This window comes from Streptomyces filamentosus (genome assembly GCF_014654895.1).
In the GTDB taxonomy this organism is placed as follows: domain Bacteria; phylum Actinomycetota; class Actinomycetes; order Streptomycetales; family Streptomycetaceae; genus Streptomyces; species Streptomyces filamentosus.
Genome location: NZ_BNBE01000004.1, coordinates 452,438 through 475,185, shown reverse-complemented (window position 1 = coordinate 475,185; position 22,748 = coordinate 452,438). Strand labels below are relative to the sequence as shown.

Genomic DNA, 22,748 nt, shown 5'->3' with positions numbered 1-22,748 from the left:
GGCGTCAGCGGGCGGCACGGGACAGCTCCTCGACCGCGAGCGCCTTCTCGAAGACGGACCGCTCGGGCACCGCGTCGACCGCCTTCTGCCCGTGCAGGAACACCGCCGCGTCCCGCAGGTTCCCCGCCAGCGCCCCCGGCGCGCCGGGCTTCCCCAGGTACGCGGGCGCCTGCTGCTCCTTCGCGGTGAGCAGCACCAGCTCCGAGAGCTGGGCGCGGGCCTGTTCCGGCGTCAGGTTCAGTTCCGCCCCGATCGCCCGCGCGGCCTTCGCCGGGTCGCTCTTCGCCAGCTTCACGGCCTGGTCCTCGGCGGACAGCCAGGCGTCGACCACCTCGGGGTGCGCGGCGGCGAAGGCGTCCGTCACCACGCCGAGGTCGGCGGTCGGCTTCCCCGCCGCCCCGATCTCCCGGCTGGTGACCAGCACCTTCCCGGTCTTGCGGAGCTCGGTCAGGCTGGGCGTCCACACGTAGGCGGCGTCGATGTCGCCGCGCTGCCAGGCGGCGAGCGCGTCCTGCGGCTGGAGGTCGACCAGCGTCACGTCCGAGGCGCCGAGCCCGGCCGCCTCCAGCGCCGCGAGCAGCGAGTAGTGCGCGGTGGACCCGAACGGCGTGGCCACCTTCCGGCCCTTCAGCGCCGCCACCGAACCGATCTCCTTCTTCGCGACGAGCGCCTCGTTGTCGCCGATCAGGTCGTGGATCCACAGCACCTTGTACGGGATGTCCAGCGGCGCCGACAGCCCCTTGGTGACCGGACTGGACCCGACGAGCCCCAGGTCCACCGCGCCCGCGATGACGGCCGTGTTCACGTCGCCGCCCGAGTCGAAGCGCACCCAGCGGACCTCGGCGTCCGGCAGCGCCTTCTCCAGGAGCCGCTGGTTCTTGACGACCAGGTCGGCGTTGGGGACGGACTGGTAGGCGATCCGCACCCGGACCTTGCCCGGGTCCTTCCCGTCGGCCGTGGCGGAGCCGCAGGCGGTCGCGGCGAGGGCGAGCAGCGCGGTGGTGCCGGCGGTCAGGACGGTGCGGCGGGGATGCAGGGACATGGGACTTCCTCGGCTGTGAGTGGGGATACGGCTGGAGGGGGAGGGGGAGGGGGAGGGGGTGTGGCCGGTCGCCGGTCAGGCGCGGCCCCGCCAGGGCACTGCGGCCCGCTCGACGCCCCGGAACAGCGCGTCGAGGACGATGCCGGAGACCCCGATGGCCAGCAGTCCGGCGACGACGAGATCGGTCTGGTTGTAGCGCTGGGCGTCGCGGATCATGCCGCCGATGCCGGGCACCCCGTTGATCGTCTCGGCGGCGACGACGGAGGTGTACGCGATGCCGACGGCGATCCGCACCCCCGTCAGGATCTCGGGCAGCGCCGCCGGCAGTCGCACCGAGAACAGCGTGGACACCGGCCCGGCGCCCAGCGCGCGGGCCGCCTCGACGAGGTCGCCCGGCACGCCCCGCACCGCCGCCGCGGTGGCCGCGGTGATCGGGGGGAGGGCGGCGATGACGAGCAGCCAGATCTTGGGCGACTCGTCGATGCCGAACCAGATGACGAGCAGCGAGAGGTACGCGAGCGGCGGCAGCGTCCGCAGGAAGGTGACGGCCGGCTCCAGGACGACCGCCAGCGGACGGACGGTGCCGATGAGCAGGCCCAGCGGGACGCCCGCGAGGGCGGCGTAGCCGGTGCCGGTCGCGATCCGCCGCAGGGACACCGCCAGGTGCTCGGCGAGCAGGTGCCCGCTGACGCCCCGTACCCCCTCGTGGACGGTGGAGGCGCGGACGAGGGCCCGCCAGACGTCGGCCGGGGCCGGGACGAGGACCCGGGGCCAGACCCCGGCCGCGACCACCGCCTGCCAGGCGGCGACCAGCACCGCCAGGGCCAGCAGCCGCAGCGCGGTCCACCGCAGCACCTGCCCGCCCCGCCGCGCCGGACGGGCGGCGGCGCGGGCCTTCGCCGCGGGTGCGGCCTTCCGGGGCGCGTCGAGGAGCGTCACGCCGCCGCCCCCTCGGCCGGTACGGGCTCCGCCGCCGCGCGGGGTCCGGAGGCCGCCGCGGCTTCGGCGAGGGCGCGCAGCCGGGGCGCGACCTCCTCGCCGACCCGGTACGCCTCCTCCAGGTGCGGATAGCCGGAGAGCACGAACTCGTCGATGCCCAGCAGGCGGTACTCCCACAGCCGGGCGGCGACCTCGTCGTGCGAGCCGACCAGCGCGGTCCCGGCGCCCTCGCGGACCAGCCCGATCCCGGCCCACAGGTTCGGTGCGACGGTGAGGCGGTCGGCCGAACCGCCGTGCAGGGCGGTCATCCGGGCCTGCCCGGTGGAGTCCATCCGGGCGAACCGTTCCTGCGAGGCCCGGACCGCCTCCGGGTCGAGCCCGGCCAGGATCCGGCCGGCCTCGCGCCACGCCTCGTCCGCCGTGTCGCGGCTGATGACGTGGAGGCGCAGCCCGAAGCGCGGGACGCGGCCGTGCCCGAGGGCCTTCTCCCGCAGTCGGGCGATCCGTTCGGCGACGGCGGCCGGGGGCTCGCCCCACAGCAGCTGCACGTCCGCGTGCCGGGCGGCGACCTCCTCGGCGGCCGGGGAGGCGCCGCCGAAGTAGAGGGGCACCGGTGCGGTGAGCGTCGGCTCGTGGAGCCGCGCGTCCGTCACCCGCACGTGCGGCCCGCTCGTGTCGACCCGCCGACCCTCCAGCAACTCCCGTACCACGTGCATCAGTTCGCCGCTGCGTGCGTACCGCTCGTCCTTCGGCAGGTGGTCGCCGTACGCCCGCTGCTCGGCCGGGTCGCCCCCGGTGACGACGTTGAGCGCGATCCGGTCGCCGTACAGCCGCCGGAAGGTGTCGGCCTGTTGGGCGATCAGCGTCGGCTGCGTGAGGCCGGCGCGGAACGCCACGAGGAAGCCGATCCGTTCGGTGAGGGCGGCGAGGGCCGGGGTGAGCACCCACGGGTCGACGCAGCCCAGTCCGACGGGCGTCAGCAGCTTGGCGAAGCCGGCCCGCTCGGCGGCCCGGGCCACCTGGGCGAGGTAGCCGACGTCGGCCCGGCGCCGGGTGGCGGCGGCCGTACGGCCCTGGACGGCGGTGACGCCGCCCGGATCGCGGCCGTCCCCGCCGGTGGGCAGGAACCAGTGCAGGACGGGAAGGTCGGACGGGGGCATGCGGGGGACACCTCGGAGGAGAAGGGGCGCGGAAGGACGCCGGCGGGGCGGTCCCCGGGGACGGCGGAACGCGTCCGGAGGGGGCCGGCGGGACGGCGGCGCACGGCCGCGCCCACGGGGTCGGGAGGGGGAGCGACGCCGGGCCGACGCGGCGGAGGGCGTCGGCGCGGTCACGGACGCCCCGTCAGGAACCGTGGCGCGAGAGGGCGACGGTCGTCCGTGACGGGGGAGGGGTCAGTGACGGGCGGCGGTACGGCGACAGGACCGACACAGCATCCCGGAGACACGCATGAGGTCCACGTGTCGGCGGCGGATGAGGTCGGGGCGCATGTCCGCATCCTGACGGCGGGACCCGTCCGCCGCCAAACGTGTTCCGTCATGTGGACATCTTCATCTCGCCTGTCGAGCCCCACGGAGGACGTGTGGAGGCGCGCAACGGCGTGCGGAGGGCGTCGCGCGCGCCCGCGCGAACCGATGCGCCACGGCCGCGCGCGACCTCTAGCGACCTTCCTCCTCCGTCCCTCCCGCCTCCCGCGCCCCTCCGGCCCCCGCTCCGGCATCCGTTCCCGTGTCCCCTCCGGCGTCCGCTCCGGTGTCCGTTCCGGCGTCCGGCAGTTCGGACAGCAGCTCCGGATTGACCACGCGCAGGATCGCCGCGACGGCCGCGGGGTCCGCCGCCGCCCACAGCACCCGGCGCGCCGTCCGGTACTTGGCGGCGAGCCGGGCCCGCCGGTCCGGCGGCAGCGCAGCGGCCCGGTCCGCACGGCTGTTGTGCGCGTTGTCGGCGATCTTCACGAGGGTGGCGTCGGGGTTCCGCGCGATGTCCCGGATCTTCTCCTCGTAGGAGCGGCCGGGACCGTTCGTGACGGCCTCGACCGCGCGGACGACCCGCTCGGGCACCCCGGCGGCCCGCAGCCCGTCGGCCGTCCACTCCGTGTCCTCCACGACGTCGTGCAGCAGCCCGGCCATGACCAGTTCGGGACCGAACGGCACCAGCCCGGCGGCGACGGCCCGGACGTGCTCCACGTACGGGACGCCGATCTTGTCGGTCTGACCGGCGTGCGCGCGGTCGGCCAGGGCGTCCACCTCGGCGAGGGTCAGCATGCCCCCATCATCCCTCCCCGGCTCCGCGAACCGTCACACGCCGTTCACGAGAAGCCGGAATTCCGCCCGTCCCGAGGCCCGTTGCGACCTACATGACCCTAGGCGTGACTCTCAGTTCGACGTCCCGGCAGCTCCCCCTCGACACCACCGTGGAACTCGCCCGTGAGGCCAGGGACGCGGGCCTCCACTCCGGGTGGTTCGGCCAGACCTTCGCGTACGACTCCCCGTCCCTGGCCGCCATCGTCGGCCGCGAGGTGCCCGGCCTGCAGGTCGGCTCGGCCGCCCTCCCCGTCTTCGGCCGCCACCCGCTGCTCGTCTCCAGCCAGGCACAGACCGCCCAGGCCGCCACCGGCGGCCGCTACCACCTGGGTCTCGCCCTCGGCACCCGGCACCTGACCGAGACCGGCTTCGGCCTGCCGTACCGGCGGCCCATCGGCCTGCTCAGGGAGTTCCTCACCGCCCTGCGGCCCCTCCTGGAGACCGGCGAGGCCGACTTCCACGGCGAACTGCTCACCGCGACCACCCCGTACCCGGCGGCCGTCCCGGGCGCGCAGCCGCCGGTGCCGGTCCTGGTCGCCGCGATGGGACCGCAGGCCCTCAAGGTCAGCGGCGAACTCGCCGACGGCATCCTCCCCTTCCTCGCCGGACCGCGGGCCCTCGCCGACCACATCGTGCCCGCCGTGACCGCCGCGGCACGGGCGGCGGGCCGCCCCGCGCCCCGGATCGTCGCCCTGGTCCCCGGAGTGGTCACCGCCGACCCCGAGGGCCTGCGGAGCCGGGCGGCCGAGGCCCTCGCCCTCTACGAGCGGATCCCCTCGTACCAGCGCGTCATCGAGCTCTCCGGCGCCGCCGGCGCCGCCGAACTGGCCGTCCTCGGCGACGAGGAGACCGTCGCCGCCGAGGTCCGCCGCTACCGCGAGGCGGGCGCCACCGAAGTGGTCTTCACCGCCACGGACCTGGACGGCGAGGCCGCCCGCAGCCGCACCTGGAAGCTCCTCGGCGAGCTGTCCGCGCAGGAGGCCGCGACCGGGTGACCGCGGCGGGCGACCGGGGCGGGCCGCGTCAGGCGGCCCGCCCGCGCTCGCGGGGGATCAGCTCGCCGGCCTCGACCGCGACGGGCAGCCGGTTCTCGGCGGGCGGCAGGGGGCAGGTCGCGAAGTCCGTGTAGGCGCACGGCAGGTTGACGGCCCGGTTGAAGTCGAGCACCACCGCGTCGCCCCCGCCCTCGCCGGGCAGCTCCACCGTGAGCGCCCGGTTGGCGGCGTAGGTGGTGACCCCCGAGGTCGCGTCGGTGAACAGCACGGTGAGGGTGCCCGGCTCGTGCCCGTTGAACGCGGTCAGGGACAACTCCCGCCCGTCCAGCCGGAAGACGACCCGGCCGGGCGCGTCGTACACGTGCCGCAGCCCCTCCACGGAGGCGCCGACCGTCGTCGGACGCGGCACGTCGAAGGGCTCGTAACGGCCCGTCACCACCCAGCGCGCGTCGGGCGCGTAGGCGGGCGTCCCGGTGAAGGTGGCCCGCAGCGGATGCCCGGGGTGCCGGGGCCGGATCACGTCGTGGCCGCCGCGCTTGGCCACCTCGATCACCGTGTCGCCCCAGACGGCGTCGACGCCGCCGCGCTCCGGGACGACGCCGAAGAGGTGCCGCCCGCCGACCGGCACGCCGCCGACGACGAGCTCCTCCTCCGCGCCGAGCTCCACGACGACGCCCTCGGGCCCCGTCGACCAGAGCCCCGGGACGCCGGGGACGGACTGCGGCTCGCCGGAGAGCCAGTGCAGGCCGGTGAGCGTGAGCCAGCCGTGCTCGGAGGCCAGCCGGGCGTCCCGCTCGCGGTGCCACGCCTCCCACCGGGCGGCGAACTCCTCCTGTGCGGAAAGGTCTTCGGCGGTAAGGCCGCCGGTGGTGCGGGTGCCGGGAACGTCGCTGACGCTCATGCGTCTCCTCCTGCTGCTGAAGATGGACGGCGCCGGGGAACGGGCCGCGGGGGGCAGCACACGAGGCCGGAAGGGGAACCCGGGAACTCCGGACCGCGGGCGTACGGCGGACGTACGGCGAAGGGGCGGCGAACGCCGGGCGGGGCCTCGGTGTCAGCCGGAACAGGCCATGGTCGTCACGCGCACGTAGTCCACGTGTCGGCGCGTCACGAGCAGGCTCATGAGTTCAGGAAAACACAACTTCCCAGCAAGACACTAGGGTTTACGGTGATCCGACCCCACCGGGGCCCGGGGTTGTGGACCGGGCCCGGCGGGCAGGTTTGCACCGTCACGTGGCGGGAATTGTCGGGCGTCAGTGACAGTGGCACGGTCCACCGGCCGTCGAGGAGAGAAGGAGGTGGAGCGACCATGCGTCTGCACGCGGTCGAACTCCCGGAGTTGTGGATGCCTCACCCGCTGCGGGTCAACCCGCACCTGGCGGGCCTGCGCGCGGAGAGCGAGACCTGGGCACGCGAGATGGGCATGCTGGACGCCGTCGAGGACCGGCCGGGCCAGGAGCCCATCTGGACCGGGAAGCAGTACCGGGCCATGACCGTGGACCTGCTCACCGCCTGGACCCTCCCCGACGCCACGCCCGAGGCCCTCCGCCTCAACCACCGCTTCAACATCTGGGCCCTCGCCTGGGACGACTACTTCGCCCACTCCTTCAAGCGGACCAGCGACCTCCAGGGCGCCCACGAATTCACCGCCCGCCTCCACGCCTTCCTCCGCCCCGAGGAGGACGCCCGCCTGCCCGAGCCGGTGAACGCCGTCGAGCGCGGCATCGCCGACCTCCAGCGGCACCTCTTCCCGCCCCGCCTCGCGCACTGGCGCCAGGAGTTCAACCGGGCCCTGGCCCGCTACATCGACGCGGGCGTCGAGGAACTCTCCAACAGCCGCACCGGCCGCGTCCCCCACCTGATCGACTATGCGCCCTTCCGGCGCGAGAGCTTCGCCGCCCACACCGCGCCCTACTCCGTGGAACTCGCCACGGGCGCCCGAATACCCGAGCGGATCCGCCGCAGCCGCACCGTCCGCGGCTTGACCGCCGCTTTCATGGACGTCATGGGCCTCGCGAACGACATCGCCTCCTACGAGCGGGAGGTCCACGAGGAGAACGACGTCAACAACCTCGTGGTGGTCCTCGGCACCTCCCTGGGGATCCCCCTCCGCGAGGCCGTCCCCGCCTCCGTCCACCTCGTCAACTCCCGCATGCGGGACTTCGAGCAGCTCCGCGAGGAGGACGTCCCCGCCCTGGCCCGCCGGGCCGGACTGGGCCCCGAGGAGCGAGCCGAACTGGACACCTGGCTGGGCGGGGCGTGCAGCTTCCTCTCCGGCCTCCACGCCTGGTACACCGGCGCGCCCCGGTACGTGCCCGCCGACCCGGCCTTCCCCGAACAGCGCCTGCCCGCCGCCCCCGCCGAGCAGTGGTACGGAGGGGGCGCCGGCGGACACGCGCCGACGCCCCCCTCGGTCGTGGGGCTCGGCGTCGACGCCGAGCCATGACGGGACTACCGCAGCCGCAGCGCCCGCAGCAGCCGCTCCCACCACGACCGCCCGGCCCGGCCGGCCGGACCGGGGGGAACGGCCGCCGGCGCGGCCTCCGGCTCCGGAGCGGGCGCCGGCACCCCGACGGCGTGCGGGGCCGGGGCCGTCGGCAGCGGCGCCTCGAACTGGTGGGTCCGCGGCGCGCGCGGGGCGAACGTGACGGGCAGCGCCGTCAGGTGCCGCGCCCAGGTCGAGGAGCGCCAGGACAGGTCCTCCTCGGGGACGGCCAGGACGATGTCCGGCAGCCGGGTCAGCAGGATGTCGATGCCGGTGTCGGCGATGATGCGGCCGATGTCCTGGCCGGGGCACTCGTGGCTGCCGGCGCTGAACGACAGGTGCGCGCGGTTGTGGTGCACGGGCGCGTCGGGGTCCGGGCGGACCGCCCGGTCCATGTTCCCGGCCGCCAGGCCCAGCAGGAGCATGTCGCCCGCCCGGATCTGCTGCCCGCCGAGGTTGGTGTCCCCGTTGGCGTAGCGGGACGGGCAGACCATCAGCGGCGGCTCGTCCCACAGGACCTGCTCCACCGCCTCCGGCAGCGTCATCTGGCCACCGGCCAGCGAGCCGCGGAACCGCGGGTCGGTGACCACCATCCGCAGCACGTTCGACATCAGGTTGGCGGTGGTCTCGTAGCCCGCGAGCAGGATCAGCCGCAGGTGGTGCACGACCTCCTCGTCGCTGAGGCCCGCCGGGTGGGACATCAGCGCGGAGGCGATGTCCGGGCCCGGGAGCACCCGCCTGTCCCGGACGAGCTGCTCCAGGCTCTGCACCACGAACGCGTTGCTCGCGAGCGAGGTCTCGGTGGCCTTGAAGAGGTCCCGGGCCGCCTGGACGAGCTTCGGCGCCTCCTCGTCGGACATGCCGAGCAGATGGATGAGGGTGAGCATCGGCAGGTGCTCGGTGAACCGGTCGACCAGTTCGGCCTCGCCGGCCTCGCAGAACGTGTCGATCAGCTCGTGCGCGAAGCGGTTGATGCGCCGCCGGATGCCGCGGTGGTCGAACTGGTCGAGCGAGGCGGTGACCGCGCTGCGCAGCCGCTGGTGCTCCTCGCCGTCCGCGCACACGCAGTCGGGACGCCAGCCGATCATCGGCATCAGCGGGGAGGTGGCGGGGTCGATCTCGCCGGTGCTCCAGCCGTGCCAGACCCGCGGGTCGCGGGAGAACTGGGTGGAGCGGGTGGCGACGTCGCGGTTCTCGGAGTAGCCGAGGACGAGCCAGGCGCGGACGTCGCCGTCGAGGAGGACGGGCGCCACCGGGCCGTGGGCGGCGCGCAGCTCCTCGTACAGCCCCATCGGGTCGGTCTCCGCGGCGGGGCCGTAGAGCCGGGCCGTGCCGTCGGGCCCGGTGGCCGCGTGGGCCGGGCAGCCGGGCGGCGGGACGAGTCCGGTCTGCGGCAGTGCGTGCTCGTGGGCGGGGAGGGTCATACGGTCTCCTGGACGGCGAGGGTGCACAGGTAGACCATCAGCGAGAGCAGGGCGTCCCGGCAGGACGCCCGGTCGCGGGCGTCGCAGGTGACGAGGGGGACGGAGTCGCTGAGGGCCAGGGCCGTGCGCAATTCATCCAACGGGTACTGCGGGGCCTCGGGGAAGGTGTTGACGGCGACGACGAAGGGGACGCGGCGGTCCTCCAGACGGGTGATGACCTCGAAGCAGACCTCGATCCTGCGGGTGTCGACGAGGACCACGGCGCCGAGCGCGCCCTCGAAGATGCCGTTCCACAGGAACCAGAAGCGCTCCTGTCCCGGCGTGCCGAACAGGTACAGGATCAGCTCCTGGTTGATGCTGATCCGGCCGAAGTCCATCGCGACGGTCGTGGTGCTCTTGCCCGACGCGCCGGGATTGTGGTCGATCCCGACGCCGGCCTGCGTCATGCGTTCCTCGGTGGTCAGGGGCGGGATCTCGCTCACCGCCCCGACCATGGTCGTCTTGCCGACGCCGAAGCCGCCGACGATCACGACCTTGACGCCCCGGGCGCCGTGGGGCAGCAGCAGGTCGGTGTCGCGCGGGCCTGCCCTGAGCGTGTCAGAGTCTCCGAAGTCCATGGATCACCGCCTCCAATAGGCCGCGGTCGGGGAAGGCCGCGACGGGCACAGGTGCAATGGCCTCCACGCGTTCGTCGTCGACGAGCTGGGACAGCAGCACGGTGACGACGCTGAACGGAAGGCTGAGATAGGCCGAGACCTCGGCGACCGACAGCGGGTACTCGCACATGGAGAGGATCGCCGCCTGTTCGGGCTGCATCGAGGGTTCCGGCTGGGACCTCGTCGCGATGAGGGTGACGAGGTCGAAGGTCTTGGCCGAGGAGTCCTCGCCGCCGGTGATGACGTACAAGGGGACGGGGGTGCCCTCGTCCCAGGGCCGGGAACCGTCCGGGGGGTGCGGGTTGTCCGAGGTCACATCGCCTGCCGGACGACGTCTTCACGGGGCGGACTGGTCATGTGCCGGCCGATCCTGACCACGAGGGTCCGCATGCGGTCGCCGAGCAGTCCGGCGTCCACCTCCTCGTCGGCGAGGACGGCGAGGTAGGCGCCGGGGCCGGCCGCCATCAGGGAGAAGTAGCCGCCGTCGGCCTCGATGCCGACCATGTGGGTCGTGCCGTTCCCGTGCGGGAACATCTGCGCGATGGCCCGGGCGAGGCTCTGGATGCCGGAGCAGGCGGCCGCGATCGCGTCGGCGGTGTCGGGCGCGGTGTTGGCCTGGCCGATGCTCAGGCCGTCCGCGGAAAGGACGACCACGTGCCGTACGTGCGGAACGCCGCCCACGAGCTCGGTGAGCATCCAGTCGATGTTGGGCAGTGGCTGCATGTTATTCGACCTCATCAGACGGCTGGCTGTGCGGGGTGGAGGAGGTGGTGCCCGAGCGCTTGTCGCCGTTGAACGCCTCCCACATCAGACCGGGCTGACGGGTGGTCCGGGGCGGAGGGGTGGGCTCGGGGCCGGTGCGGAGGACCGGCGTGGGGACGGGCGAGTCACGGCGGCGGCGCGGCAGCCCGTTGAGGGTCTTCCCGTCGATGAACGGGTCCAGATCGCCGTCGAGGGACGGCAGGGAGTCCAGGGACGGGAGGAGCGGCGAGGACGGCACGGGCGGCGCCGCGGGGGTCTGCGGCGGTACGGGGGCGGGCGGCGGCACCGGGGCCTGCGGCGGCACGGGCGGGTTGCCGGTGCGCGAGGGCAGGGGGCGGGCCGGTCCGGCCGCGCGCTTCCGGCCGTGGTCGGGGGTTCTCACGAGGGGCTTCTCCACCGTGGTGATCAGGCGCCGGGGCACGAGGATCACGGCCCGTACGCCTCCGTAGGCGGAGGGACGCAGGTCGACGTCGCAGCCGTGCTCGCGGGCCAGCCGGCTGACCACCGGCAGGCCGAGCTGCGTCACCTCGCCCAGACCCGCCAGGAACATGCCGGAGGCCGACTCCGTCATCACGCGGTTGATGCGTCCCCGGACCTCCTCGGTGAGGCCGACGCCGCGGTCCTCGATCTCGATCGCGATGCCCGAGGGCACCTCGACGGCGCTCACCTCCACGGGCGTGTGGGGCGGGGAGAAGGTGGTGGCGTTGTCGAGGAGTTCGGCGAGCAGGTGGATCAGCGGCTCGGCGCCGGGGCCGATCACCGCCGCCTCCGTGACCGACTGGAGCTTCACCCGCGGGTAGTCCACGATGCGCGACATGGCGCCGCGCAGGACGTCGTAGAGCGGGATGGGCTTCGACCACTGGCGTCCCGGGCGGGCGTCGCCGAGGACGGCGATGCTGGCGGCGAGACGGCCGATCAGGGCGTTGCGGTGGTCGACGCCCTGGAGGCCGCGGGCCAGCACGAGGTCCGTGCCGTGGACGATCTGCATCTCCCGGAGGTCCTTGGCGAGCTGGTGCACGATCGCCTGGACGCGGCGGGCGACGGCCACGAGGGCCCGCTGCGAGGAGTCACGGGTGTTCTCCTCGGCCTCCACGGCCTCCAGGAGCGTGCGCAGCGCGCCCTTGAGCGCGTCGGTGAACCCCGGGTCGAGGTGGTCGCCGAAGCGGACGGAGTGCAGGATCTCCGAGGACGGGTCGCCCTTCTGGAGCCGGGCGACGGCCGCCGGGAGGAGCTTCTCCGCCATCCACACGGTGGTGGTGCGCTGGTCGGCGAGACGGGCGAGGAGCGCGGCCTCGCGCTCCGCATGGGCCTGCTGCGCGGCCTGCACGGTGCGCACGTGCCGGGCGGACTCGGCCTTCCGCGCCAGGCGCGCGGTCAGGGCGGTGCTGCCGACCGTGAGGGAGACCGCCGCGAAGCCGTACCAGGCCACCGGAGTCCGTATCTGCGCAGGCGCGAAGAGCAGCCCTATGGCGAAGAGGGCCGCGAGTACCCCCGGCGGCACCAGCCACACCGGAGCCATCGCACCGGGCCTGGCTCTGGAAGTTGAACCTGCGCGAACCATCAACGGCTTCCCTCAACGGTCTGGAACGGGAGCGGACTGGAGTGGCGCGACGCACCGGCGGGAAAACGGGCCGGCGACCGGTCGCGCACACGTGCTCGACGGTGCCCGCTCCCAGCGGTCATGACTCGCTGTGAGCGGAGCAACACACCTGCGGAGCATAGTCAGTTAGGCATTGGCATGTGACCGCGAGGGAAGGAAGCGTTCTATCGGTCAATTCACTTGCAAAAAAGAACGCCAATGCGTTCGAAAATTGACATCAAATGATCAGAGTGGGAGCGCACACACGAACCCCGGCGCCGCGCGAGCGCGACGCCGGGGAAAGCCGGACCGAAAAGCGGACCGGAGAAGCGGACCGAAGAGCGGACCGGAGAGGGGGTCCGGAGAAGCGGGGAAGGGGAGCGGGTCAGTCCCCCCGCTCGGCGTCCCACGCGGTCGCCGTCGTCAGGGCCGCCGCCGGGTCCCGGTCCGCCGGACCCGCCGGCTCCCAGCCGTCCGCGCCCCGCCGGTACGGCCACCACCGGCCGTCCTCGCCGAGCCGCAGCTGTGCCCCCGAGGCCACCGCCGTCCAGTGCGCCCCCGACCGCCTCAGCTCCGGCCGCTCGCCGTCCTCCCACGCCTCCGCGAGCCGCGCCGCCGCCCGCGCCAGGGCCTCCTCGCCGGGCGTCCAGGACTCCTCCAGGACGGCGAGGGCCGCGGCCCCGCCCCACCGCCACGCCCGCACGCCGGCCTCCAGGCCCGCCCGCGACCGGCCGGTCCGGGCGGCGAGCCGGCCCGCCACCCACGACGGCGGCCGGCCCGCCGCCAGCCGCACCGCGTCCTCGCCGACCGTCAGGCCGGCGGCCGAGGCGCCCGGCGAGACGGGCTGCCCGGCGAGCAGCTCGCCGAGCAGCCGGTGGGCGCGGGCCGCCGTGTCGCCCGCCAGGAACTCCAGGGCCGCCGGCTCCACGCCCGGCTCCGGATCCGTCTCCGTGTCCAGCGACGGAGGTTCGCCCGGCCCCGGCGCGGGCACCGGCACGGCGGGCAGCGGCGGCAGGATGTCCCGCAGCGCGTACGCCTCCGCCGCCGACACCCCCCGCGGCCCGCCGCCGTCCCCGTCCCCGGCGTCCGCCGGACCGCCGGCCGCGTCCCCGCCGCCCGCGCGCGCCGCGCTGCGCTCCTGGAGCGCGTCCACCACGGCCCGCTGCCCCCGCCCCCGCACCAGGAGCAGCACGAACGGGTCCTCGTCCAGGATCCGCGCCAGCTGGTGGCAGAGCGCCGCCGTGTGCGGACAGTGGTCCCACGCCTCGCAGCCGCACTCCGGGTCGAGGTCGCCGATGCCCGGCAGCAGGTCCACGCCGACCCCCGCCGCGTCCTCCACCAGGTGCGGCGGCATCTCGTGGTCGAGCAGCGCGGCGATGTGCCCCGCGCTGTCCACGGCGAGGTCGAGCAGCCGGTCCCACTCCTCGTCGGTGAGGACCCGCACCAGCACGTCGCTGCGGTACGCGGTGCCGTCGCGGTCCTGCACGACGGCGGTGATCCGCCCCGGCCGCACCGACACCGCGCCGACCGCCCCGGCGCGCGCGTGGCGCCGGCCCTCCTTCACCTGCTGCCCGTCGAGCGCCGTGTCCTCCAGCGCCTTCAGCCAGGCCCGGCCCCACCAGGTCCGGGTGAAGGCCCCGCCCCGCACCGGCGGCAGCGCCGCGAAGGTCAGCTCCCCGGCCTCCGGGCCCGTCGCGTACCCGCTCATCGGTCGTCCCCGTCCTCGCGCAGCCGGACCAGCTCCGCCAGTTCCGCGTCGGTCAGTTCGGTCAGTTCCGCCGGGGCGCCGCCCGGCGCTCCCAGCACCGCGTCGGCCAGCTCGCGCTTGCGGTCGAGCAGGGCGGCGATCCGGTCCTCGACGGTCCCCTCGGCGACGATCCGGTGCACCTGCACCGGCCGCGTCTGCCCGATCCGGTAGGCCCGGTCGGTCGCCTGTGCCTCCACGGCCGGGTTCCACCAGCGGTCGTAGTGCACCACGTGCTCGGCCCGGGTGAGGTTGAGCCCCGTCCCCGCCGCCTTCAGCGACAGCAGGAAGACCGGCACCTCGCCCTCCTGGAAGCGGGCGACCATCTCCTCCCGCGCGGCGACCGGGGTGCCGCCGTGCAGGAACTGCGTCCGCACCCCCCGCGCGGCGAGGTGCGCCTCCAGGAGCCGGCCCATCTCCACGTACTGGGTGAAGACCAGGGTGCTCGCGCCCTCGGCGAGGATCGTGTCGAGCAGCTCGTCGAGGAGCTCCAGCTTCCCCGAACGGCCCGCGATCCGGGGCCGTTCCTCCTTCAGGTACTGCGCGGGGTGGTTGCAGACCTGCTTCAGCGAGGTCAGCAGCTTCACCACCAGACCGCGCCGCGCCATGCCCTCGGCGGCCCCGATGGCCAGCAGGTTCTCCCGCACCACCGCCTCGTACAGACCGGCCTGTTCCGGTGTCAGGGAGACGGCCCGGTCGGTCTCGGTCTTCGGCGGCAGCTCCGGCGCGATGCCCGGGTCCGCCTTGCGGCGGCGCAGCAGGAAGGGGCGGACCAGCGCGCCGAGCCGTTCGGCGGCGGCCGGGTCGGTGCCGCCCTCGACGGCGGCGGCGTACCGGCGGCGGAACGCCCCGAGGCCGCCGAGCAGCCCCGGCGTCGTCCAGTCGAGGATCGCCCACAGCTCGGAGAGGTTGTTCTCCACGGGGGTCCCGGACAGCGCCACGCGCGCGCGGGACCCGATCGTCCGCAGCCGCCGGGCCGTCGCCGAGTACGGGTTCTTCACGTGCTGGGCCTCGTCGGCCACCAGCAGCCCCCACGGCCGCTCGGCGAGCCGCTCGGCGTCGAGCCGCATGGTGCCGTACGTGGTGAGGACGACGTCCCCGTCCCCGAGCCCTTCGAGGTCCCGCGCGGCGGCGTGGAAGCGCCGCACGCGCGTGCCGGGCGCGAACCGCTCGAACTCCCGCTGCCAGTTGCCCATCAGCGAGGTCGGGCAGACGACCAGGGTGGGACCGGCGGTGGCCGGGTCGCCCTGCCGGTGCAGATGGAGCGCGATGACGGTGATGGTCTTGCCCAGGCCCATGTCGTCGGCGAGGCAGCCGCCGAGGCCGAGCGAGGTCATCCGGTGCAGCCAGTTCAGGCCGCGCAGCTGGTAGTCGCGCAGGGTGGCGGCGAGCGCCGCGGGCTGCGGCACCTCCCGGATCCCGCCCTCGGGGTCGGCCAGCCGCTCGCGCAGCCGCTCCAGGGCGCCGGTCGCGACCACCTCGACCGGCCGGCCGTCGACCTCCGTGGTGCCGGTGAGGACGGCCGCGAGCGCGTCGACCGGCGTCACCTTGCGGTCCTGCCGCTCCCGGGCGCGCAGCACCTCCGCCGGGTCGACCAGCACCCACCGGTCGCGCAGCCGGACCAGCGGCCGCCCGGCCTCGGCGAGCCGGTCCAGCTCCGCCCGCGTCAGCTCCCGGTCGCCCAGCGAGAAGCGCCAGTTGAAGGCGAGCAGCGCGTCGGCGGACAGGAACGACGGCACCCCGCCCCCGGCACCCCCGGAGGAACCGTCCCCGGCACCCGCGAAAGAACCCTCTTCGGCACCCGCGAAAGAAACGCCTCCGGCCGCGCCGTCCCCGGGCACGTCCGCCCCGGCCGGCTCCACCGGCCCGATCACCGCCCGTGCGGTGAACCGGTCCGCCAGCTCGCGCGGCCAGTGCACCCGCATGCCGGTCGCGGCCAGCGCGCGGGACGCCGGGCCCAGCAGCTCCACGATCTCCTCGTCGGCCAGCTCCACGGAGTCCGGCACCGCGGCCGTCAGCAGCGGCGCCAGCGGCGGCCAGGCGCGCGCGGCCCGCCGCAGCGCCAGCAGGGCGTCCATCCGGGCGCGCGGCCCGGACACCGCCGCGGGCCCGGCGCCCGACCAGGCGTCGGCCGCGTCCACGACCACCGCCGGATCGGCCGCCGAGTGCAGCTGGAGCACCGCCCGGAAGCCCGGCGCCTCCGCCGCGCCGGTGGTGGGGCCGGACAGTTCGAGGCGGAGCGACAGCCGTACGCCCGCGTCGTGACCGGCCGCCAGGTCGGCGGCCCACGCCCGCTGTTCGGGCACGGCCCGCGGCTCCTCGGCGGCGAACGCCGGACCGCCCGCGGCGATCGGAGCGGCCGGGGTACGGGGGAGGGCGTCGGCGACGGCGTCGAGGAAGGCCCGCAGCAGCACCTCCGGCTCGGGCAGCAGCGGCTCCTCCGCCTCGTCGGGGCCGGCGGGCTCCAGCGGCACGGCGTGCGCGGTGGGCGGCATCGACGCGGCGAGCGTGCGCAGCCGGTCCAGCTCCTCGGGCCCCAACGGCCCGGCCCGCCACGCGTCGTGACCGGCCGCCGTCACCCCCGGCAGCAGCAGCCCGCGCGCCGTGAGGTCCAGGGCGAGGAGCGCCGCACCGCCCCAGAAGGCCGCCGCCGGGTCGCCGACGCCGGAGAGCCGGACCCGGGCGAGGAACGGCAGCGCCTCCCGCACCGGAAGCAGCAGCGCGGGCACGGACACGACCCGCAGGTCCGCGCCGTCCACCACCGTGATCACGTCCTCCGCCGCCCCCGGCGGCCCGGAGAGCGGTTCCCCGGCGGGCGACCAGAGCGCGATCCGGCCGGCCCGGGGCGGGTCGGCGGGGAGGAAGACGGCGGCCGGGGCGGTGGCACCGGGAGCCGGGACGGGCGGGACGGAGGGTTCGGGACCGGGGCCGGAGGAGCGGAACGACGACGTCAACACATTCCCCACATATGACTACCTGCGAGACGGAGCGGCCGACCATACCCCACCCGGGCCCCCGGAAGCGCACATCCGTACGTGACGCCCGACACAGGAGCGCCGCTCCGGCCGGGGGGTGGGGAACGCCCCACCCCCTGCCCCCGGCCCGCCCCCGCCCCCGGCCGGGTGGTGACGCCATGGTTCCGGACCGTCACCGCTCCCTACCGTGGAGACCGCCGCCGCACCCCGCCGAGGACGGCGGCCCCCACCTCTCACAGAAGCCGGAGCGCCCCATGTCCCAGGCCACCGCCCTCGCCCCCGCCCCGGCGCCCGCCTCCCGGTCGCGGGGCGGCGGCAGCGAGTTCGCCCCGCTCCTGCGCCTGGTGAAGGGCCAGGGACTCCTCGACCACCGCCCCGGCTGGTACGCCCGGGACATCGCCCTCACCCTCCTCGGCTTCGCCGCCGTCGCCGCCGGGCTCCTCCTCGCCGGACCGGTCTGGTGGAGCGTGCTCCTCGCCGTCCCCCTCGCGCTGCTCTCCGCCCGCGCCGCCTTCACCGCCCACGACGCCGGCCACTCCCAGGTCACCGCGGACCGCCGGACCGGCCGGGCCGTCCAGCTCGTCCACGCCAATTTCCTCCTCGGCATGAGCCGCGAGTGGTGGAACGACAAGCACAACCGCCACCACGCCCACCCCAACCACCTCGACAAGGACCCGGACGTCGCCGCCGACGTCCTCGTCTTCGCCGAGCACCAGACCGCGGGCCGCACCGGCCTGCGCGGCTTCCTCACCCGCCACCAGGCCCTGCTCTTCTTCCCGCTGACCACCCTGGAGGGCCTCGCGCTCAAGCTGTACGGCGTCCGGGCGCTGCTCGCGAAGGACGGCCCGTACCGCACCCGGGGCGAGCGCCGCACCGAAGGCGCCCTGCTCCTCCTCCACTTCGCCGGGTACGCGGCGCTGCTCCTGACCGCCCTCGCCCCCGCCCAGGCCCTGGTCTTCGCGCTCGTCCACCAGATGCTGTTCGGCGTCCACCTGGGCCTGGCCTTCGCCCCCAACCACAAGGGCATGGAGCGGCCCGACGAGCACGAGGACGGCGACAGCTGGGGCCACCTCCGCCGGCAGGTGCTGACCTCCCGCAACATCCGCGGCGGCGCCCTCACCGACTGGTTCCTCGGCGGCCTCAACTACCAGGTCGAGCACCACCTCTTCCCGTCCATGCCCCGCCCCCACCTGCGGCTCGCCCAGCCCGCCGTCCGCGCCCACTGCCGGGCCCTCGGCATCCCGTACACCGAGACCGGCTTCGTCGACTCCTACCGGCAGGCGCTCGGCCACCTCCACGAGGTGGGCGCCACCCTCCGCGAGGAGCACGCCGGACGCCCGGAGTAGGGTCGAACCCGCATTCGGTCACGACGTACCAGGGGGACCCGCATGAGCGACGGCACCGTCACCACCGTCAGCAGCAACGGCACCTACTCCTTCACCAAGCCCAACCGCGCGTCCATCACGCTCCTCGCCGGCCTCGGCGTGGAGGGCGACGTCCACGCCGGCGTCACGGTCAAGCACCGCTCCCGCGTCGCCCAGGACCCCACCCTGCCCAACCTCCGCCAGGTCCACCTCATCCACGGCGAGCTCTTCGACGAGGTCGCCGCCGCCGGGTTCGAGGTGGCCCCCGGCGACCTCGGCGAGAACGTCACCACCCGCGGCCTCGATCTGCTGGCCCTGCCCACCGGGGCCCTCCTCCACCTCGGCGCGGACGCCGTCGTCGAGGTCACCGGCCTGCGCAACCCCTGCGCCCAGATCGACGACTTCTGCCACGGCCTGCTCAAGCAGGTCGTCGGCCGCGACGAGCGGGGCGAGATCGTCCGCAAGGCCGGGATCATGGGCGTCGTGCTGACCGGCGGCGAGGTCCGCCCCGGCGACCCGATCCGCGTCGAACTCCCGGCCGGCCCGCACCGCCCGCTGGAACGCGTCTGACCTCCCGGGCGCCCGCGGTCCGGCCCTAGGAGGGCCGTACGGCCAGCGCGTCGAGCGCTTCGAGGAGGGCGGGCAGGCGGGGGCCCCGGGCGACCGGGAACACCTCGCCCGGACGGGCGTCGAGGAGCACGAAGGCCATGTCGTCGGTCCGGGCGGCGAGCGACCAGTCGGACCCGTCCGCGCGGATCGTCCGCGCCTCCCCGCCGCCGAGGCCGGACGACCGCACCCGGCCCACCGGCGGCGGCTCCACCAGATAGCCGCGCAGCTCCTCCAGGGCGGCGCGCACCCCGTCGTACGGATCGGGACCCGAGGACGCCGGGGACCCGGGGGACTCCGGAGCCTCCGGAGCCGTCCCGGACCCCGGGGACTCCGGGTCGGGGGCGTCCGCCGGGTCCATCCGCTCACGCCACTCGTTCCACCGCAGGGCCACCTCGTCGGCGCCGAGCCGCCGGTGGGCGGGGCCCCACGCGCCCTCGGCGGGCGGCGACAGCGGCGCCGGGTCGCCCTCCTCGGGCTCGGGGTCGTGCGGGTCGGGGACGCCGGGGGCCTGCGTGACGACGGCGAGCGGCCAGCCCGGCAGCCCGGCGACGACGGAGTCCTCGCCGGGGGAGAGGTCGTAGGCCATGCCGCAGTCCCAGGAGGCGATGGCCACCGCGACCAGCGACACGTCGTCGACGACGACCGTCCAGCGCGCGCCGGCCCCGTCCTGGCCGAGGACGAGCCCGTACCCCTCCTCGTACGGTTCGAGGCCGAGCGCGGCGCAGGCCGCCGGGTAGTCGTCGCCGAGCACGCTCGGGAAGCGCGCGGGCGTCAGCAGGCAGGCGGTCAGGATGAACAGCGAGTCGTCCCCGGCCGCCGGATCCGTAGCCGTCACGGCTTCCTCCTCGTCTCGCTCCCCATCGGATCGTCGGCGCACCTTAACCAGTGAGTAACCTGCGCGTCGAGGGTTCCACCGGGACGGACGTCAGCGGCTCCGCACCCCGAGCAGCGCCCGGGCGACGGTCTCGGGGGTCTGGTTCCGCTCCCGGGCGAGGGCGAGGAGGGCCCGGGAGGCCAGTTCGTCCACGCCGAAGCCGAGCTGACCGGGGGAGACCCAGGTGGCGGCCTCCTCCATCCGCTCGTGGTCGTCCTCGGCGCGGGCGGCCACGTAGACCGCGGCCGCCTCGAAGAGGTTGTGGCCCTGCCGCCCGGCGCGGGCCGGGGGCGGGGAGGCGTCGGTCCCGGCCGCGCGCCGGGAGGAGGGGAGGAGCCTGCGCACGCGTTCCGCTATCCCTGCCACGGCGGTCCGCCTTTCCCCGGGCACGGCTGCCCGGCACTTCCACGGTAGACAGTGAAGTGCCGTGGCAGAAGGGGGCGTTGCGACCGTACGGCGTCCGGGGCGCGACGCCGTGCGGGAGGGTGCCGACGACGCGGGCGGCGAGGGCGCCGGTCTCCGGAGCCCGGGCGTCCCCACGTCGGCCCGGCCTCGCCCCGACCGCGCCGCCGTCACCGGCGCGGACCGCCGGCGGCGCGGTCGGGACCGCCTAGCGTCCGGCGCGGGCGTCGGAGCCGTAGCCCGGGTCGGGGTCGTGCTCCGTGCCGGGGTCGTGCCCCGCGTCCGGGTGGCCCGGCGCGCGGGTGAAGACCGCCGTCAGGGTGTGGCCGGTCTCCTCGAAGGAGACGGCGGTCTCGCCCTTGGCGTTCTCCTCGTCGCCGCCGTACGGCTCGCCGTCGAGCAGCCAGTCGGTGAAGACGTACCCGGGCGCGGGCACGGCGGTCGCGGTGACGGTGTCGCCGTCGGAGTACGGGCCGGCCTGCGAGAGGTCCACGCTGCCGTGCCCGCGCCGCTCGACCCTCAGCTCGTGGCGCCGCTCCTCGAAGAGCGCGGTGAGGTGCATGTCGTCCTCGCCGACGGTGAGGCCGAGGCTGTCGTCGTCCCCGGCGTGCGAGCCGTCGAGGCGCCAGCCCGCGAAGTCCCAGCCGGGGGCGGGGACGGCCTGGTAGAGCAGGTCGGCGCCCTCCCGTTCGGCGCGCCTGGCCGGGGCCTTGGTGACGGTGCCGCGGCCGCTGGTGGCGGTGGTGACCTTGGAGGTGGGGGTCGTGCCCTTCTTGAAGACGGCGACGAGGGTGTGGTCGCCCGCCGGGACGCGGAAGCCGGCGGCACCGCCCTTGGCGGCCTTCCCGTCCAGCTTCCAGCCGCTGAAGACGTATCCCTTCGCCGCGGCGGCGGTGTGGGTGGACTGGGTGCCCTGGGGGTACGGGCCGGGCTGCGCGGCCCTGACGGTGCCGGCGCCCTTGGGGGTGACCGAGGCGGTCACGGCGCACAGCGCGTCGGAGTTCCCGGCGGCCCGGTAGGCGGCGACGGCCTTGCCGGTGGTGCTGAGCACGTCGGAGGTGTCGGCGGCGTCCGGCTTGCTCAGCGGGACCCCGAGGGGCTCGCCCCGGTAGGTCTGGTGGGAGTTGGCGAACCGGTTGATGCGGGTGCAGGTGCCCTTGGTGGCCTTGCGGCAGCTCGACTCGTACGCCATCACGGTCGACCAGTCGCCCTTGGCGGGGAAGTAGCCGGTGGCGCCGTTGTCGGGCTGCACGGGCTGGGTGACGCGGTCGTGGTCCGCGCTCATGTTGTGGCCGATCTCGTGGCCCATGGAGTAGTTGGCGACGGCGGCCCGGCCGACGACGTTGTAGCCCCAGGGCGCGGTGGCGGGGCCGGGGTCGGGCGGGGTGTAGCCGAGTCCGCCGGCGCGCCGGCCCGCGGCGAGGACGGAGACGACGTCGGCCCCGTACCGGTCGCGCTGGGCGGCGAGGGCGTCCGCGACGCCGTCCGAGGGGAGCGCGACCGCGCTCAGCAGGTTGTTGGTGACGCCGTCGAGGGAGGCGGGGACGGAGACCAGGGCGGTGCCCACGAGCCGCAGCCGCACCTTGGTGCCGCTGGCGGCGAAGGCGTCGTTGCCGAGGGCCACGCCCTGCGCGGCGAGCGACTTGATCTGGGCGTCGCCGCCGGCCTCGGTGCGGGCCCCCGGGGTGTAGCCGACCAGCACGTCGATCAGGGAGTACCCGGCGCCGCCCTTGCACGCGGCGGCCCGCGAGGCCGGGGTGTCCTTCCGGTCCTCCGCCCGGTCCCGTGCGGGCACGGCGGCGGTGCGCGCGGCGGCCGGGGGGAGGGCGGGCCGGTCCTCGTCCTCGTCGGTGAGCGGGGTGCCCTGGGAGATGAGGACGCGGCCGGGGCCGACCGGCCGGATCGCGTAGAGGTCGCCGCCGAGCATGAACTGCCCGCTCAGGATCTCGTTCCCGGGGGTCCTGTCGCAGCCGCCGTCCAGGGTGAGGACCACGTTCTGGTCGGCCGCGCCCGCGACCCTGCCGTGCCAGACCAGGGTGGATCCGAGGGTGCTCCGGGTGGCCTCCACGGCCTGGACGACCACGTCGCCGAAGAGCGGGAAGGTCGCCTCGCGGCCGTGGCCGGTTCCGCAGACGGGCGCCAGCGCGGCCGGCATCACCCGCGCGATCCGGCCACGGACGAACTCGGCGCCAAAAGCCTCCCCCGCGTCGCCGTCGGGTCCCGTACGGGACCGGGCCGCGCCCTTGTTGGTCACGCGTTCGCCGCTGTCGGGGCTGAAGGCCCCCGCCGCCTCGGCGGCGCGTGCCGCGCGCTCGTGGGCGGCCGTCCCGGAACCGCCGCCGGTGCCCGGTGGCGCGAAACCGGTGACGGTGGTGACGCCCAGGACCATCGCTCCGAGGGCCGCACCGCCCGTCCATCTGTAGCGGGCCATCTCTTCCTCCTGTTTCCCCGGGGCGGCCGCGTCGGCCGCGGTTCGCCGGGTTGACCTGCTGGAACGAGACGGAGGATTCCTCGGCCGGAAGGTGTGATCACCTGATCGTCGGAAGAGTCACCCTGTCTGACGGGGTGTCGGGGCGGGGGAGTGCTCCGCATGGC

Annotated in this window: 17 protein-coding genes and 3 pseudogenes; 5 read left to right on the top strand and 15 right to left on the bottom strand. The window is 75.2% G+C overall.

The window, feature by feature from the left end:
- Positions 1–4: 4 nt before the first annotated feature.
- The 4 genes and pseudogenes from IE326_RS35965 to IE326_RS35950 form a co-directional block, all read right to left on the bottom strand.
- Complete coding sequence (locus tag IE326_RS35965; RefSeq protein ID WP_150233920.1) at positions 5–1,042, bottom strand: taurine ABC transporter substrate-binding protein; 1,038 nt, start codon at positions 1,040–1,042, stop codon at positions 5–7.
- 75 nt (positions 1,043–1,117) lie between these two features.
- Positions 1,118–1,981, bottom strand: a complete 864-nt coding sequence (locus tag IE326_RS35960; RefSeq protein ID WP_150233918.1) for an ABC transporter permease — start codon at positions 1,979–1,981, stop codon at positions 1,118–1,120.
- Positions 1,978–3,141, bottom strand: a complete 1,164-nt coding sequence (locus tag IE326_RS35955) for an LLM class flavin-dependent oxidoreductase (RefSeq protein WP_190044576.1) — start codon at positions 3,139–3,141, stop codon at positions 1,978–1,980. Before IE326_RS35955 ends, IE326_RS35960 begins: the two co-directional genes overlap by 4 nt.
- A 609-nt stretch (positions 3,142–3,750) precedes the next feature.
- A pseudogene (locus IE326_RS35950) lies at positions 3,751–4,245 on the bottom strand (HD domain-containing protein); the annotation flags it as partial.
- Positions 4,246–4,337: 92 nt separating this feature from the next.
- Between IE326_RS35950 and IE326_RS35945 the strand changes: the two are divergent.
- Positions 4,338–5,279 carry a TIGR03564 family F420-dependent LLM class oxidoreductase gene (locus IE326_RS35945; RefSeq protein WP_150233912.1) on the top strand — a complete coding sequence of 314 codons (942 nt, stop codon included), beginning with the start codon at positions 4,338–4,340 and terminating at the stop codon, positions 5,277–5,279.
- 28 nt (positions 5,280–5,307) lie between these two features.
- On the opposite strand, the gene IE326_RS35940 is transcribed toward IE326_RS35945, so the two are convergent.
- Positions 5,308–6,180 (bottom strand): DUF1684 domain-containing protein, encoded by an 873-nt coding sequence (locus tag IE326_RS35940; protein ID WP_190044574.1) that lies wholly within the window; start codon positions 6,178–6,180, stop codon positions 5,308–5,310.
- A gap of 408 nt (positions 6,181–6,588) precedes the next feature.
- On the opposite strand from IE326_RS35940, the pseudogene IE326_RS35935 reads away from it, so the two are divergent.
- A pseudogene (locus tag IE326_RS35935) lies at positions 6,589–7,428 on the top strand (terpene synthase family protein); the annotation flags it as partial.
- A 63-nt stretch (positions 7,429–7,491) separates the two neighbouring features.
- Positions 7,492–7,602 (top strand): annotated as a pseudogene (locus IE326_RS41970) (terpene cyclase); the annotation flags it as partial.
- A gap of 128 nt (positions 7,603–7,730) precedes the next feature.
- Here the strand turns inward: IE326_RS41970 and IE326_RS35930 are convergent.
- The 7 genes from IE326_RS35930 to IE326_RS35900 all read right to left on the bottom strand — a co-directional run bounded on the left by IE326_RS35930 (position 7,731) and on the right by IE326_RS35900 (position 16,886).
- Complete coding sequence (locus IE326_RS35930; protein ID WP_190044573.1) at positions 7,731–9,188, bottom strand: cytochrome P450; 1,458 nt, start codon at positions 9,186–9,188, stop codon at positions 7,731–7,733.
- Complete coding sequence (locus IE326_RS35925; protein WP_150233905.1) at positions 9,185–9,805, bottom strand: GTP-binding protein; 621 nt, start codon at positions 9,803–9,805, stop codon at positions 9,185–9,187. The genes IE326_RS35930 and IE326_RS35925 overlap by 4 nt, the downstream gene beginning before the upstream one ends.
- Positions 9,786–10,160 (bottom strand): DUF742 domain-containing protein, encoded by a 375-nt coding sequence (locus IE326_RS35920; protein WP_030761145.1) that lies wholly within the window; start codon positions 10,158–10,160, stop codon positions 9,786–9,788. Before IE326_RS35920 ends, IE326_RS35925 begins: the two co-directional genes overlap by 20 nt.
- On the bottom strand, positions 10,157–10,567 hold the full coding sequence (locus tag IE326_RS35915) for a roadblock/LC7 domain-containing protein (RefSeq protein WP_030761142.1): 411 nt from the start codon (positions 10,565–10,567) through the stop codon (positions 10,157–10,159). The genes IE326_RS35920 and IE326_RS35915 overlap by 4 nt, the downstream gene beginning before the upstream one ends.
- Before the next feature lies 1 nt (position 10,568).
- The gene (locus tag IE326_RS35910; RefSeq protein WP_170313943.1) at positions 10,569–12,125 is read right to left on the bottom strand and encodes an ATP-binding protein; all 1,557 of its coding nucleotides are present in this window, start codon (positions 12,123–12,125) and stop codon (positions 10,569–10,571) included.
- Between the two features lie 445 nt (positions 12,126–12,570).
- Positions 12,571–13,893: an SWIM zinc finger family protein gene (locus IE326_RS35905; RefSeq protein ID WP_190044572.1), complete on the bottom strand. Its 1,323-nt coding sequence runs from the start codon at positions 13,891–13,893 to the stop codon at positions 12,571–12,573.
- The gene (locus IE326_RS35900; protein ID WP_373310406.1) at positions 13,890–16,886 is read right to left on the bottom strand and encodes an SCO1167/SCO6262 family helicase; all 2,997 of its coding nucleotides are present in this window, start codon (positions 16,884–16,886) and stop codon (positions 13,890–13,892) included. The genes IE326_RS35905 and IE326_RS35900 overlap by 4 nt, the downstream gene beginning before the upstream one ends.
- A 272-nt stretch (positions 16,887–17,158) precedes the next feature.
- Here IE326_RS35900 and IE326_RS35895 point away from each other — a divergent pair, with 272 nt between their 5' ends.
- A complete protein-coding gene (locus tag IE326_RS35895) occupies positions 17,159–18,250 on the top strand; it encodes an acyl-CoA desaturase (RefSeq protein WP_190044570.1) in 1,092 nt (363 codons plus the stop codon).
- 42 nt (positions 18,251–18,292) lie between these two features.
- The gene (locus IE326_RS35890; protein ID WP_190044569.1) at positions 18,293–18,838 is read left to right on the top strand and encodes an MOSC domain-containing protein; all 546 of its coding nucleotides are present in this window, start codon (positions 18,293–18,295) and stop codon (positions 18,836–18,838) included.
- 25 nt (positions 18,839–18,863) lie between these two features.
- Here the strand turns inward: IE326_RS35890 and IE326_RS35885 are convergent, their stop codons facing one another.
- The 3 genes from IE326_RS35885 to IE326_RS35875 all read right to left on the bottom strand — a co-directional run bounded on the left by IE326_RS35885 (position 18,864) and on the right by IE326_RS35875 (position 22,584).
- Entirely contained in the window at positions 18,864–19,712 is an 849-nt protein-coding gene (locus IE326_RS35885) for a hypothetical protein (RefSeq protein ID WP_190044568.1), read from the bottom strand.
- A 90-nt stretch (positions 19,713–19,802) separates the two neighbouring features.
- Positions 19,803–20,096: a hypothetical protein gene (locus tag IE326_RS35880; RefSeq protein WP_229915822.1), complete on the bottom strand. Its 294-nt coding sequence runs from the start codon at positions 20,094–20,096 to the stop codon at positions 19,803–19,805.
- Positions 20,097–20,361: 265 nt separating this feature from the next.
- Positions 20,362–22,584 carry an InlB B-repeat-containing protein gene (locus tag IE326_RS35875; RefSeq protein WP_190044567.1) on the bottom strand — a complete coding sequence of 741 codons (2,223 nt, stop codon included), beginning with the start codon at positions 22,582–22,584 and terminating at the stop codon, positions 20,362–20,364.
- Between the last annotated feature and the right edge of the window lie 164 nt (positions 22,585–22,748).